At 47.0% G+C, this 14,788-nt stretch carries 11 protein-coding genes; 4 read left to right on the top strand and 7 right to left on the bottom strand.

Going from position 1 to position 14,788, the window contains the following annotated elements; all coding sequences use genetic code 11:
- Positions 1 to 102: 102 nt before the first annotated feature.
- On the bottom strand, positions 103 to 2,691 hold the full coding sequence (locus AC4G47_RS23475; protein WP_491102967.1) for a glycine betaine ABC transporter substrate-binding protein: 2,589 nt from the start codon (positions 2,689 to 2,691) through the stop codon (positions 103 to 105).
- Complete coding sequence (locus AC4G47_RS23470) at positions 2,657 to 3,886, bottom strand: quaternary amine ABC transporter ATP-binding protein (protein WP_491102965.1); 1,230 nt, start codon at positions 3,884 to 3,886, stop codon at positions 2,657 to 2,659. The genes AC4G47_RS23475 and AC4G47_RS23470 overlap by 35 nt, the downstream gene beginning before the upstream one ends.
- Positions 3,887 to 4,381: 495 nt before the next feature.
- On the opposite strand from AC4G47_RS23470, the gene AC4G47_RS23465 reads away from it, so the two are divergent.
- Complete coding sequence (locus tag AC4G47_RS23465; protein WP_491102963.1) at positions 4,382 to 4,957, top strand: GbsR/MarR family transcriptional regulator; 576 nt, start codon at positions 4,382 to 4,384, stop codon at positions 4,955 to 4,957.
- A 128-nt stretch (positions 4,958 to 5,085) separates the two neighbouring features.
- Here AC4G47_RS23465 and AC4G47_RS23460 read toward each other — a convergent pair whose 3' ends face one another.
- Together AC4G47_RS23460 and AC4G47_RS23455 are read right to left on the bottom strand one after the other, a co-directional pair.
- Entirely contained in the window at positions 5,086 to 6,711 is a 1,626-nt protein-coding gene (locus AC4G47_RS23460; RefSeq protein ID WP_491102961.1) for a helix-turn-helix domain-containing protein, read from the bottom strand.
- A 184-nt stretch (positions 6,712 to 6,895) separates the two neighbouring features.
- Complete coding sequence (locus tag AC4G47_RS23455; protein WP_491102960.1) at positions 6,896 to 8,182, bottom strand: DUF5050 domain-containing protein; 1,287 nt, start codon at positions 8,180 to 8,182, stop codon at positions 6,896 to 6,898.
- A gap of 193 nt (positions 8,183 to 8,375) precedes the next feature.
- Between AC4G47_RS23455 and AC4G47_RS23450 the strand changes: the two genes are divergently transcribed.
- On the top strand, positions 8,376 to 9,362 hold the full coding sequence (locus AC4G47_RS23450) for a Gfo/Idh/MocA family protein (RefSeq protein WP_491106772.1): 987 nt from the start codon (positions 8,376 to 8,378) through the stop codon (positions 9,360 to 9,362).
- A 16-nt stretch (positions 9,363 to 9,378) separates the two neighbouring features.
- Here AC4G47_RS23450 and AC4G47_RS23445 read toward each other — a convergent pair whose 3' ends face one another.
- The 3 genes from AC4G47_RS23445 to AC4G47_RS23435 all read right to left on the bottom strand — a co-directional run bounded on the left by AC4G47_RS23445 (position 9,379) and on the right by AC4G47_RS23435 (position 11,482).
- Positions 9,379 to 9,660: a MurR/RpiR family transcriptional regulator gene (locus AC4G47_RS23445; protein WP_491102959.1), complete on the bottom strand. Its 282-nt coding sequence runs from the start codon at positions 9,658 to 9,660 to the stop codon at positions 9,379 to 9,381.
- Positions 9,661 to 9,750: 90 nt separating this feature from the next.
- Complete coding sequence (locus AC4G47_RS23440) at positions 9,751 to 10,584, bottom strand: ABC transporter permease subunit (RefSeq protein ID WP_491102957.1); 834 nt, start codon at positions 10,582 to 10,584, stop codon at positions 9,751 to 9,753.
- Entirely contained in the window at positions 10,577 to 11,482 is a 906-nt protein-coding gene (locus AC4G47_RS23435; protein ID WP_491102956.1) for an ABC transporter ATP-binding protein, read from the bottom strand. The genes AC4G47_RS23440 and AC4G47_RS23435 overlap by 8 nt, the downstream gene beginning before the upstream one ends.
- 403 nt (positions 11,483 to 11,885) lie before the next feature.
- Between AC4G47_RS23435 and AC4G47_RS23430 the strand changes: the two genes are divergently transcribed.
- Both AC4G47_RS23430 and AC4G47_RS23425 read left to right on the top strand, forming a co-directional pair.
- The gene (locus AC4G47_RS23430) at positions 11,886 to 13,721 is read left to right on the top strand and encodes an HSP90 family protein (protein WP_491102954.1); all 1,836 of its coding nucleotides are present in this window, start codon (positions 11,886 to 11,888) and stop codon (positions 13,719 to 13,721) included.
- A complete protein-coding gene (locus AC4G47_RS23425) occupies positions 13,721 to 14,770 on the top strand; it encodes a hypothetical protein (RefSeq protein ID WP_491102953.1) in 1,050 nt (349 codons plus the stop codon). Before AC4G47_RS23430 ends, AC4G47_RS23425 begins: the two co-directional genes overlap by 1 nt.
- The last annotated feature ends 18 nt before the right edge of the window (positions 14,771 to 14,788 follow it).

Raw genomic sequence — 14,788 nt, 5'->3', positions numbered from 1 at the left:
ATTGGCTGAGAAAGACCGCAGAAAAAAAGATGACAGAAAAAGGCCACCGAATAATTTCGGTGGCCTTTTTACCAAATTCAGGTTTATTCATCTCAATCTGGTTTAATTATCTTTTAAATCTTCAATGGATTTGACATCCATATATTCAGGCACAACTAATCCGGTTTTAACACCAGTCATGTTGGCACCGAGATCATCGAGTTGATCTTTGTATTTATCCCAGTAATCGGCATGTGTGAGAGGCAACCAGGCAGCAGGAGAAGCATCCACATCGCCTGTTGCAACGCCAGTCCACATTGGTCCGGCTTCAACTTGTAACGCTGTTACTTTGTAACCAAGTTTGGTCTCCATCACATATTTCAGCAGGTTTGTACTTGCGATTTCGGAGTCCCAAGCCACATAACCCAATCGGAATGTATCCCCATTCACCGGAGTCAAATCTTTAGTCCATTCATCGATTTGATCCGCATGTTTCTCTGCGTAATCTTGGGCAGCTTGTTCTGGAGAAGTTCCATCTTGAATGGCAATCATCATTTCACCCATTTCATCCGATGTCCAGTTGAAGCGTGACAAGAATTCATAGGCAACAGGATGATCTTCTTTTAGACCTTTGCGGGCAATGGTGTGAATTTCTTCCGCGTCACCATAGACCTTGTCGGGATCTTCCAGATACTTCAGATCATACTGATTGAACATCCAGTGCGGAGTCCAACCTGTAATGATAATTGATTCTTCGTTCTTAAAAGCTTTGTCCAGAGTAGCCGTCATGGCTGCTCCGGAACCTTCAATCAACTTCCAGTTGGTCAGTCCGTATGCTTCAATCGCACTAGCCGTGGATTTCATAATACCAGCACCTGGATCGATACCGATGATCTGGTGATTAACCTCTTCACCCACATTGGCACTTGCTGATGGAGTGGAAGAAGCGGCACCTGTCTCCAGATCGGCAATGGAGTTTACTTCAGTCATGTAACTAGGAACCACGAGTCCTGTACGTACACCCTTCATATTGGCACCCAGATCGTCCACCTGGTCTTTGTAACGTTCCCAGTAGTCAGCGTGTGTCAATGGCAGCCAAGCTGCTGGAGAGGCATCTACGTCGCCTGAGGCAACACCCGTCCACATCGGTCCGGCTTCTACTTGCAGAGCGTTAACTTTATAACCCAGATTGTTTTCCATCACATATTTCAGCAAGTTAGTACTTGCGATTTCGGAATCCCAAGCCACATAGCTCAGTTTGAAAGCATCACCGTTCACTGGAGTCAGACCTTTGGTCCACTCAGCAATCTGATCGGCATGTTTCTCGGCATAAGCTTTAGCTGCTTCTTCTGCGGATGTGCCATCCTGAATGGCAGTCATCATTTCACCCATTTCATCTGATGTCCATTGGAAACGGGACAGGAATTCAAAGGCAACAGGGTGATCTTCTTTCAGACCTTTACGGACGATAGTATGAATTTCTTCAGCATCACCGAAAGATTTCTCTGGATCTTCCAGATATTTCAGATCATATTTGTTGAACATCCAGTGCGGAGTCCAACCCGTAATGATGATTGGGTCTTCATTTTTGAGCGCTTTGTCCAGTGTGGCCGTCATGGCTGCACCTGATCCTTCAATGAGAGTCCAGTCAGTCAGGTTATAGTCTTCGATCGCTTTAGCTGCGGACTTCATGATACCAGCCCCTGGATCGATACCAATAATCTGATAGTTCACTTCTTCACCTACAGCATTGGCTGCTGAGTTGTTGCCGCCAGCGGAAGTCGTGCCACCAACGAAGTATTGTGAGAAACCAGCTACTAACACAAGGAATGTTGCTGCAGCAGTGATCCACGCTTTTTGCTTTGTTGTAATGCGTGAGGTTCTTTTGCGACCTGGCATAAACAGATTTTGTGTGAAACGGTCCAGCACAATCGCGAGTACGACAACAGCAAGACCGGCTTCGAAACCTTTACCGATTTGAAGCTGTGTTACCGCACGATATACTTCCGCACCAATACCCTGTGCACCAATCATGGATGCAATAACAACCATGGAAAGTGACAGCATGATGGTCTGGTTAATACCGGACATCACAGTAGGCAAAGCGAGTGGAAGTTGAACTTTGAACAGTTTTTGCATGGAAGTCGAGCCGAATGCATCGGCTGCTTCAACCAATTCGCTGGATACCTGTTTGATACCCAGGTGAGTCAGACGAATCGTTGGTGGAATCGCGAATATAACAGATGCGATAACACCTGGAACGACACCAAGGCTAAAGAACGTAACCGCAGGCAGCAAGTAGACAAATGCAGGCATTGTCTGCATGAAGTCAAGCAACGGTGTAACGATACGCGCCGCGGTTTTACTGTATGCGAGCCAGATTCCGACGGGTACACCAAGGAGGATCGAGACCAATCCTGAAGTGATAACCAGTCCGAGTGTGTCCATAGATTGGGACCAGTAGCCCAAGTTGTCTACGAGCAAGAACCCGATAACCGTGAATAGCGTAAGTGGGAGTCGACCTACGAGGAACGCAAGAACACCCAATATGGCGATGAACAGGAGTGGATGTGGCAGCATGAACAGCCCGGAGAAGAATCCGACCACTTCCTGAATAACAACAGAGATTACGTTAAACAATCCGGAGAGCGAGGAGCTCATCCAGTCAACAATGGATTCAATCCACGATGCTAGTGGTATTTTGGGAATCATTCACAAGTTCCTCCTTTACTGCAACTTCACCGCTAAGTGCACCCAGCAGGGCACCGCGGACGATAACACCTTGCAGACGGCCATTCTCACCAACAACAGCGAGAGGCACATGGGCAGAACTTACAATTTCGAACAATTCATGAATCAGGGTCTCAGGGGACACCGTCGGTCCGTCCGTGATCAGAATGTCGTTCAATACTTTGTTTTCGCGCATCGCACGAGTAGCATCTTCTGCTGTAATAACACCAAGTAGCTTCTTCGAACGGTCAATGACAAACAGGTTGGAAATACCACGTTCGCGCATTAATTCGAGGGCAACACGAGGACCACGGTCAAGCGTAATTGTTTCAGGGCGACGCATCACATGAGATGCAGTAAGGACCTTGGACAGATCCACGTCTTCGACGAAGCGGGCCACATATGAGTTGGCCGGTTGAATCATGATTTCTTCCGGTGTACCGATCTGCACGACTGCGCCGTCTTTCATGAGGGCAATACGATCGCCGATGCGCAGCGCTTCGTCCAAGTCATGGGTAATGAAAATAATCGTCTTTTTCATTTTATCCTGAAGCTCGATCAACTCATCTTGCATATCACGACGAATCAATGGATCAAGTGCACTAAAGGCTTCATCCATTAATAATACTTCCGGATCATTGGCAAGTGCACGGGCCAAGCCGACACGTTGTTGCATCCCGCCACTGAGTTCATCTGGCATTTTGTCTTCCCAGCCTTTAAGGCCAACCAGCTCAAGTGAAGTTTTCGCCTTCTCACGGCGTACTTCTTTGTCTACTTTCTGTATTTCTAATCCATACTCCACATTATCAAGAACGGTACGGTGCGGGAATAACGCAAACTTCTGGAAGACCATGCTGATCGTTTTCCGGCGCACTTCGCGCAATTGTTCTTTGTTCATCTTGCGTAGATCCTTACCATGGACCAGAATTTCTCCGGATGTTGGTTCAATCAGGCGATTGAACATCCGTACCAGTGTGGATTTACCACTCCCGGACAGCCCCATTATAACGAATATTTCGCCTTCCTTAATCTCCATGTTGACCCGGTTGACACCAACCGTTATCTGTTTTTCTTTGGCCAACTTTTCTTTTCCCCAACCTTGCTCCAGTAATTGCAGACCTTGCTCGGTTTGGGGTCCAAACAATTTACTTACGTTTTTCACTTCAAGTATGGTCATGTTTTCACCCCTTCTGATGTGTTGTGCACTTCGAACGGCTTTAGCATCCACAAGCCCATACACTTGTGCGCCCAGCCACGAAATCCGGTAATTGTTGCTTCGCTTCCCGTCTTTCTGGGTAACGTATATAATTCTAACAATACTTAACCAGTATATCAACCGAATAAACAGTACATAATGTTTGTACAGTAAAAACTGTACAAAGTTTTTCGTCCAAATACTCCGTCATTCTCCTTATTCTGGCTAATAAGGCACCTTTACATTTGACATTGCTTTTCCTACAATAGAAAATGAGTTGAATTGAAGCTAATTTATTTGGTTAAAAGATAGTCGTAGGCAATTGCAGGATGGTAAAGTTCCCATTTTCATACATTGGGTGAAAGGAAACCCTCTGGCATATAGGATGTCCGGCCGGATGCTTTCCCATGTAAGCAGGACTTTAAAGTGTTGCAATTATTTTGCCAAGACTGGGAATGCAGAATGGAGGTTGCAAGCATGGGCTTGGACCATTTACAAGAGGAACAGCAGGCAACCGTGCTGAGGATTCGTAAGCGCGTCATTGAAGCCATTGGACGTAATATGGATCTTTACGGCGTTACGCTATCTACAGGACACTTATATGGATTGCTATTTTTTGCAGACAAACCAATGACCCTTGACGATATGGGACGGGAAATGGAAATGAGCAAAACGAGTATGAGTACAGGTGTGCGAACACTGCTGGATTTGAAAATGGTAAATAAAGTGTGGAGCAAGGGCTCCAGAAAAGACCTATATGTAGTGGAATATGACTGGCATCAGACGTTTACGGATTATTTTGCTATCAAATGGAGAAAAGCCGTGGAGAGTAACCTTCAGGTTCTACGCAAATCGATTGAAGAACTGAATCGATTAGTCGATGATCTGGATGAGCAGGCTGATGCTGAACTTATCCACATCTTGATGGAAGACAAACACAAGGTTTTGCAAGCGGAAGCATATTACAAATGGTTGGATCGGTTAATCGATACCATGGAAGATGAAGAGATATACAAGTTGGTTCCGAAGGAAGAGATTAAGGAACACTCATAATTACATGCAAAGGGCCCTTTCCGTTACAGGAGAGGGCCCTTTGGCCTGTGCAATATCTTACTCTATTATAATTGAAGGAACACGATGTAAAAAATAGCCTTGTCCATCGTATCGACTTATGTTCACGTTTAATGTCCGATCAGAGTTGCATGAGGAAAGACCACCGACTGCTGGGCAATCTGTTCCAGTTCGTTTAGAATCTGCAGACGTCCAGCTGGAGTCCAGCATAACCGTTGCCAATTCGAGATGTCGTGAACGTTGCCTTTCAACACAGCAGGGGATCGATTCCACGATGCCGTTTGCTTCATGCGTCGGAACACCTTTTCACTGGCAGGCTGAAGCGCAGAACGATGAATAAACAGGTAGTCCGTGTCCAGCACGGGGATACTATCCGCTGCATATTCATTTCTGTAGATTTCGGGAGATACAAGCTGGGCCGGGTGGAGCCCCAGTTCATCATACAACAACTGATTTAACGGGTGGTCGCCAGATCCCTGCAAGCGGATGAACTGGCTCGTAATGTGCATGAGAGCAATACGTCCCTGTTCGAAATACGGTTGTAGGCTTTGGCCTGCTTCAAGTTTGCGAAACTCAAGTTCCTTGAAATTCAGCAATGCCTGCTTCTCACGTCCAACCAGTTCGGCTATGCGAATATGGTTCTCTTGCCAGTCATTTGTTGATTCCAAAATGATAGTGGGTGCAATGCTTTTCAGACGATCGTAATAGGTCTTGTGGTAAAAGTCACCGATGATCAAGTCTGGCTTCGCCTGCCGAAGTTGATCTAATTGCCTGGTTAATCGGCGTTCTTGTTCATAATCATTGGCATCGCGATCAAGGGCTTCTTCCAGCACAGCTACCGGATGCAGTCCAAGCGAAGCAAGGTTCTCGTGGAATCCCATGATGGATGCCGTGGCAACTCGAAGTTGATCTCTTTTCATATATACGCTGGGTGCAATCCCCAAGGTTTGTTTGAATTTGCGGCTAAAATAATACTCGTTGCCGTACCCAACAGATATCGCGACGTCTTTAAGGATACACGTTTCCGCTGTGAGCTGTTTTTTGGCTTCGTCTATACGTAAACGGTTCAGGTAATCGGTGGGTGACATGCCCTTGGCTTTCTTGAAACTGCGAGAATAAGAGCTGGGTGTGAGTCCAGCAATCTTGGCGAGCTGATCCATGCTGATTCCTTCACTCATGAAGCGTCGCATATACATAATGCTGCGTTCCAAGGCAGGGTCCACTTTCTCATGATTGGCTTCCAGCCGATTCTCCGAGAGAAACTGCAGCAGTTCGTGCAGCTGGCTATGTATGCTGATAAAGTGATCCGGTTGAAGACCGCGATAGGTTTCATACAGTTGTCCCAAACGTGATACAGCCTGCTGCTCGTGACGAACCAGCAATCTGCCTGTCTGCCAATCCAGCGGGAAGCCAGGAGTAGAGGTCATTTTCCATTCACCGCGAACTTGCTGCAAACGAACGGTATCCATGCTTATTAATATACATTCGGTTACTTTCGAGCGCGCAGCAGCCTCAATGGTTGTGCCCGGATTCAACACGAAGAAACTGCCCGCTTGAGCCGTATAGACTGTATCATTCAGGACCAGAACACCGTCTCCTTGCAAAATAAAACAGAGCATGGGCCGGGACACCGTCTTGCCTTGCACACGGAAGTTCTCCCCGCGACGCACACGGCACATGGAGGAGAGGAGCGGTAGAGATGAGGTTTCAGCAATGAAAGGAAACTGTTCAGTCATACGGACCATCCTTTTGTCTTATTTTCTTAATGATAACAATTATCATTCTCATATGGAAGATGTTTTTGAAAAATAGTTTTCGACACGAAAAAGGACTACCCAGAGCCAGTATGGCTGCAAGGTAATCCTCATCGTTATGGACAAGACTGTTAAATAGGCTATATGTCTGAATCCACAGTATAGGTTAGTATGGTGTTACCAATAGAATATTGTCGAGGAAAACGTCACTCATTACTTTTTTACCAGTTCCACCCGTTTGCACGTGATAAAGGCGATACTGATCTTTGGCATTGATGTAGAACAGGCCGGCAACATCATCTCTGATATGGAATGCATCCCATTCGTCACTGGTAAGTTTGGTTACCTTGAGAGCTGTGTTGACTGAATAGAGACCGTTATTGCCCGAGATGTATGCAGCCGTAGATGTGCCATTGGTCAATTGATTCGCAACATACGTTACATTGTTCAGGTTCAGGTTGGCGGACTTGGTCACTTTGTTGCCGGAGACCGTTTTGGCATAAGCCTTTTTGTCTGCATCAACAAGGACAACCTTGTCTGTACCGAGTGCACTTACTTCCCGGACGCTCTTGTTATGAAGCTGAAGCGTTTTGGCTGAAGTCGTTAACGCAAACGCTTTGCCTTTGGCGTAATTGTAATCCTTGTTACTATCCAGCGCGATTCCTTTGTTATACACGTAAAGGTTGTTTCCCCATCCACCGGAATATACAGCATTCACATCCAGCTTGGCTTTTGGATTAACAGCAGTGGCCTTGCCAGTGTTGTAATTCACCTTATACATAACGACAGCATTGGTGGAGTAGAACTGCTCGTCGGGATCTGTATTCACCATTAGTTGCAGTTCTTTTTTGGCTTGATTGGTAAAATAACGACTTTCCACTGCACCTGCGGCAATCCGCTGTACAGCTCCAGAGCCGTTGGACGTTTTGGAGACGATCCATGTGTTTCCATTAACTAACGCATTATAGTAGGCACGCCCTTTGACGACCACAAGAAACGGAAAATCGGTATCGGCCTTGTCGGCAATCTTGGTGGCAGTGGAAGCATCACTATTGCCATTAGCGCGATAGATCGTACCTGTAGCGTCCAGATAATAGATGAACCCGTTATCCGTATAATAGCTGAGTACATCTGTAGCAAATGTCTCCGCCGCATCACTGGACCCGTCATTCGGAACCCGAAGCAAGGTTGTGGAAGAAGCAGTCTGGGTGTAGTAGAGATAAGAGCCTGCTGCGAGCAAGTCCACACCTTGGAAATCAATTAATACTTCAGTCGTGTTGCTACCATCAGCGGATACTTTGTACAAGACTCCGTCGGACTCATAATACACTGTGGATTGGCTGAGTGAAGCTGCCTGGGCTGCGCTTCCGCCTCCCAATGTCATTGCTGCAAGCAGTGTAATGAGCAGCAATGTACAGATAGTGCGTTGCAAGTATGTATACCCTGTTTTCATTCTTTCATCGTCCCCTTCGTTCTATATGTATGTAATTAACGCCTTATGTTATATCGGTAAACAATGGAAGATATGTTAGATCTCGAATATGAAAAAAGAAGAGAATGAAATTGAATTTCATGCATTTGCATGAAGGCGTCGAAGTAGCGAAGAGAGCCGACTGACAAACCAACGACAGGAGCGAAATAATATGATGAATATAGCAACGATTGGTACGGGGTCCATTGTGGATGCCATTCTATCCGCGATAAATGAACTGGAGGATGTCACTTGTACAGCAATGTATTCCCGGAAGAGAGAGACAGCACAGGAGCTTGCGGGAAAATACGCTGTAAATACAATCTATACGGATCTGGAATCCCTATTCGCAGATAGCAATGTAGATCTCATCTACATTGCGTCACCGAATAGCATGCATTACGAACAGGCCTATCAGGCACTTCAACATGGCAAACATGTGGTCTGTGAAAAACCGTTCACGTCTACGCTTGAGGAAGCAGAAACGCTGATTGCACTTGCGAAGGAAAAAAATCTGTTGCTGTTTGAAGCCATCTCTAACATACATCTGCCCAATATTAAAATCATACAGGAGCAGCTGCCCAAGCTCGGTCCAATCAAACTCATCCAGTGTAACTACAGTCAATACTCGCGCAAATATAATGATCTACTAGCAGGGGAGACACCGAACGTATTTAATCCACAATTCTCTGGTGGAGCACTGATGGATATCAATATTTATAATCTGCATCTGGTCATGAATCTGTTCGGCAGTCCGAATTCCGTATCGTATACCGCGAACCAGCATGCGAACGGCATTGATACATCAGGTGTTGTGATTCTTAAATATCCGGAGTTTATTGCGGAATGTGTAGGTGCCAAAGACACAAGCAGTATGAACTTTGTCCTTATTCAGGGCGAGAAGGGGTATCTTCAGGTTGTGGGAGGAGCAAACGGTTGCCGGGAGATCAAGCTTCAGATCGGAAATGAGCCTGCTGAGGCGTATAATGCCCAGACCAAATCCAATTGGCTGTACTATGAGTGGGAAGCGTTCAGGGACATCCATGCAAGTGGGGATCACAAACGGTCTTACGAACTGCTGGAACACAGCCAGTCTGTGATGAGTGTACTTATGAGTGCGCGTAAGGATGCCGGAATTACATTCGCAGCAGATCAACGGTAATCGTTAATACGTGTCGCTAATGCTTCCCATGTACAACATGTCGAAAATATAAAGTACAGCAACCATCGAAGACATTTTGGACAGCGAGCTTTAACTGAAAGTCTGGGTACCCCTTGGTACCCAGCTTTTTGCATAAGCGAACAATGGTGGATGAGCTTGTATAGGTCTGCTGAGCCAGTTCTTGGGCCGTTGAATCGAATACAACTTCGGGATTGTTCAGGATATAGTCCACAATATGCTTCTCCTGTGCTGTTAATTGTGAAGCATATTTTAATTTTTGAAGTAGTTTGGATTCCATGCGGTTATTCCATTCCTCTCTATTACCATCCGAAAGTATATGTCTCCACATCATACCCTGCGTTTATTTATTTCTCAATCTGCACATCAGTCAGATCTGACTTTCCGCCAGTTGCTGACGACTATTCCACAGCGTGACCAAACGAAGCAGAACCAGACTAATAAGCAGGAGCACAGCTCCAATGATGAATAATACCCAGGGACCGATCAACAGCATGCCACTGGCCTGACCAGCGACTAAGGCGATTAGGGGAAGGACGATCAATCCTCCGAGCTGATAGGCTTCCTGGAACCCACGAACCTTAGCCGAGATCAGCACGTTTAACAAAATCACCATAAGACTGCAAGCAGGAACAACCCACAGGACCAGAATCATCCAGTTCAGATTGGGAAACATCAACGTTCCAAACATGGGGTACATCAGAATATTGGCTATCAATCCGTAGATCAGGAAAGTAACCCAGGATAATAGAATGGATGGGATCAGGGCAGCCAGTACTTTGCCTTTAAAAAGAGTGTCCATACTGATCGGTGCAAATAACAATCCTTCCAGCGTTTTACGTTCCTTCTCTCCAGCGAAACTATTGGCCGTCAGAATACTGGACGCCATCACCGGAATGATGAGAAACAAGGGAGCGAACATATACATGGCCAAATAATATACAATACGATGATTATCTGTAGGCATGGAAGCAAGCTGAGGAATCTGTCCACTATGGGTTAACGTATCCAATGATTCGAGCAGAAAGCTGATGTTGCCCAGAGAACGAAGTTCCATTCTGGAGGCCGCCCACAGGAGCGCAGAGGGCATGATAATTCCGATGATCAGTGGAACGATTAACATGGGCAACCAGAGCTGAACACTGGCTGTGACGGACCGAATATCTTTGCGTACCAGTGCACGTATGGCTTGGCGGTTATTCATGATGGTGTGCCTCCCTTATGGCAAAATAGATACTTTCCAGATCACTGCCCGTGATGCGGGCCTGATAGACTTGGCCGTGCTCCGTTAATTGCCGTAACAACAGTGGAATATCCTCACGGGATGGAAGCTGATACGTCGCTTGATATGCGGATGTTGTCTCAGGCGTATAATCGGTTGAATTGTGCCATCCATTAGGCATGTTGGCTTCTACTTCGAGCTTTGGTGTGGACAGGTACCGGCTAACAATCTCCTGTTCCGTACCCTCCTCAACAATGCGGCCCTTTTCCATGAAAATATAACGATCACAGACAGCTGACAGTTGAGACAGCACGTGAGACGAGACCAGAATCGTCATCTTTTCTTCCTTATTTAACTGCCGGATGATGCGAAGCACCATCTGAATTCCATCCGGATCCAGGCCATTGGTTGGCTCATCCAGAAACAGGATGGAAGGACGGTGCAAGAGCACTCGTGCAAGGCCCAAGCGTTTCTTCATGCCTGTGCTATAGGTGCCGACTTTGCGATGCTGATATTCCTGCAACTCGAACAGGTTCACAAGCTCATCAATTCGTTCTCTGGCTTGCTTCAGACCGAATGCATCAGCGAAGAATGTCAGATTGTCACGCCCGCTCATATTTTCATATAATCCACTTTGTTCGGTAAGGGTGCCACACATGGCCAGTACTTTCTCCGCCTCACGAGCCGCGTCCAATCCGTTAATGGTTACCTGTCCACCTGAGGCACCCAAGACACCGTTCATGATACGGATCAGTGTGGTTTTGCCCGAACCGTTGGGGCCAATCAACCCAGTGACGCTGCCTTGCTTAACTGTGAAGCTGACATCATTCAGTGCTTGATGCACCTTGAATTGCTTGGATATATTTCGTACTTCGATCATGTACATTCACCGTCCGATCTGAGTTTGGAGATTATACGTCCGGTAGGAGCATATCGTTCAAATGGATGAAAAAAAAAGATAAATCTCTCCGTCAATAGTCCCGGATGGAGGATGCACACATACCCTCAATTTCCCTTCAAATCGGGTCTCAGGTTTGTTTTCACTATGGCTTGTACCATGTATCCTTATTGTAAGGATATAAAGGCAGACATCTCAGGCATGCCTGGAATATGCATCTAACGCCGGTCTTGGTTACCCAGGGCGGGCTTGACGTCATGCCTTGGATTGCCTGTCATGGGAGCGTCTGTTTTAACAATTACATAATGAATTCGTCTAACACATTCATATGTATACATCGTATGGATACATATTGTGTTTGGACGTAGAGGAAGGTGAGTGAGTCATGACAGCATCCAATGAGTATCGTTTTCAAGTGAATCTGAGCGGTATGATCCAGATTTTGTCCAACCATTTATATAGCAGTCCGAAAGTGTTCTTGCGCGAACTGATGCAGAATGCGACGGATGCGATTACTGCACGAACAGAGGTGGAATCAGGATATCAGGGTACAGTGCGTGTAGAACTGACAGGAACAGGTGAACAACGGACCATGATGGTGGAGGACAACGGCATCGGCTTGACTGAAGCTGATATCCATGAGTTCCTGGCCATGATTGGACAATCCTCGAAGCGCGGACAGCAAGCGCTGCTGGATGGAGAGTCTTCGTTTATCGGACGTTTCGGGATCGGGTTGTTATCCTGTTTCATGGTGAGTCACGAAATCGTTATGCTGACGCAATCCGCCAAGGGCGGCCCTTCGATGGAATGGCGGGGGAAGCCGGATGGCACATATACGATCCGTCAGCTGGATACACAACTGTCCCCAGGGACCAAAGTATATCTACGCTGCACACCAGACGCAGCTCACTACTTTGAAGCAGATTATGTGAAAGAAGCTCTGTTCTATTATGGAGCGTTATTGCCGTATCCGGTCACGCTGCATCATGACGGTATGCAACATGTAGTGAATAACGAGACGCCTTTCTGGCTGATGGATACTGCACTGGCACGTTCACGCAGAGCAGAGGTATTGGCTTTTGGTGAACGTCTGCTTGGCGAGAAGTTCCAGGACTTTATTCCTTTGACGACGGCTTCAGGCCGCACGGGAGGCATTGCTTTTGTGCTGCCACACGCAGTTAATCTGAATGCCAAGCGTTCTCACCGGGTGTATCTGAAGCGAATGCTGATTTCGGAGAAAGCAGAGAACATTTTGCCAGAGTGGGCTTTCTTCGTGAAATGTCTGATCTGGACAGATGAGCTTCAACCGACGGCTTCGCGGGAACATTTCTATGAAAATGAAAAGCTGGAGGAAGTTCGCTCCGAACTCGGAGACGCACTTCGCAAGGGACTGGCCGACATGGCTGAGAGCCAGACGGAACGGCTACAGAAGCTGATTCGCCTGCATGCCCTGTCCATGAAGGCGCTGGCTGTACAGGATCAGGCATTCTACGCGATGATTCACCGCTGGCTGCCATTTGAGAGCACGAGGGGCCACCGGGAACTCGGTGAGCTAATGGATGAAGGGGAGACGCTGTATTTCACGTCCTCTGTCGACGAGTACCGTCAGATCCATCATGTGGCTTCCGCACAATCGATGCTGGTTATTAACGGTGGCTACATCTATGACAGCGAGTTGATGGGGACACTGCCGCTCTGTGTGCACAATGTCCACACGGAGCGGCTCCAGCCGGATCAGGTCTCGATGAGCTTCACCGATGTGCCACCTGCTGAACGCAATCCATATTATGATGCGTTGCGACTGGCTGGTTCCGCTTTGCAGCGCTTCAGATGTCGGGCTGAGGTCAAAGGTTTCAAGCCATCGGATCTGCCGGTGTTGTTCACGTTGTCTCAGGAATCCTCTACCCTACGTGCGCTGGAAAAAGCAAGCGAAGAGAGCACTGAATTATTTTCATCTGTGCTTGGCTCCTTGTCCTCTGGAATTAGTTCGGCAGGATATTCAACCTTGTACTTGAATGTGAACAATCCGGTTATTCAGCGTGTGTTAACATCACCGGATGCCCAGATGACGCCGATTGCCATTGAGATGCTGTATGTCAATGCACTGATGATGGGGCATTATGCCATGAGCAAGCAAGAGCTTGAAGTGTTAAATCAGGGAATTGTTCGTTTTATAGACTGGGGTTTACGTGCAAATACAGATCGTAAGGGAGATGCCTGATGAAGACAGAGATGGACTTTGAAGAATTGATGGACGAGGCCTATGGCTTGCCTAATGGCCCAGCGAAGCTGGGGATGCTGGAAGAAGCAGCTAGAGTGGCCGATGTGAACGGTATGGAGGAAGAGGCATACGAAGCAAGATCGGAGATTGTGGAGACAGCGACATTCTGTGGTTATCCGATGAAAGCACTGATTGCTTTTTCCTGGCAGCTGGGCAAGTTCGACCAACAGCCAGAAGAATATGATGAAGAAACGTTAATGTGGTCTTACAAATGGATTCTAGGCAAACTATCCAGTTTCCCGGAAGTGTCTCACGATAAAATAATGGAGTTGCTTGAGGACTTCGGACAGCGTTTCAAGTCATTTGGATACAGCGAACGGTCGTATTGGTATTATCGATTCCGTATCTCCATGGATCTTGGGGATCTGGAGGAAGCAGGAAGCAGTTATGCCAAGTTCAGAACCATGGATCGAGACTTTATGAGTGATTGCGAAGCCTGTGAACAGGATGAGATTATGCGTTATTTCATCCTTACGGGTGATGACGAGAAGGTGCTTGAAGTGGCAAAACCGATCCTGAAAGGGCGGATGAGCTGTGCGGAGATTCCACATCTTACGTTGTCGGAGATCTTGATGCCGCTTTACAGATTGGGGCGGACTGCGGAAGCAGACAAACATCAACAAAAAGGCTACCGGATGATCAAGGGACAAAATGATTTTGTGAGGAGCTTTGCCGAGCAAATGGATTACCTTGTACGCACCAATCCGGCGAAGGGGATCGACGTGCTGGAAGAAAGTCTGGTGTACGCGATGGATAATGAAGATCCATTTGCCAAAATGATGTTCTATGCCAGAACTGCACCCTTGTTACGTCGCTGGGCGGACGAATCCCCAGAATATCGACTTCGTCTACCTGCGTCCTTCCCTTATGAGGGAGATCCGGGAGATTTGCATAAACTGGCGAATTATTTTGCAGGGTATGCCCAAGCAGCGGCAGACAAGTACGACCAGCGTAATGGCAATCGTCATGTCTCTTCCTTACTGGCGTAGAAACGGATCTCACTCTGT

The organism is Paenibacillus sp. Negev47 (genome assembly GCF_058313655.1).
The sequence above is the reverse complement of the archived record's forward strand: the minus strand, read 5'-3'. Positions and strand labels throughout refer to the sequence as shown.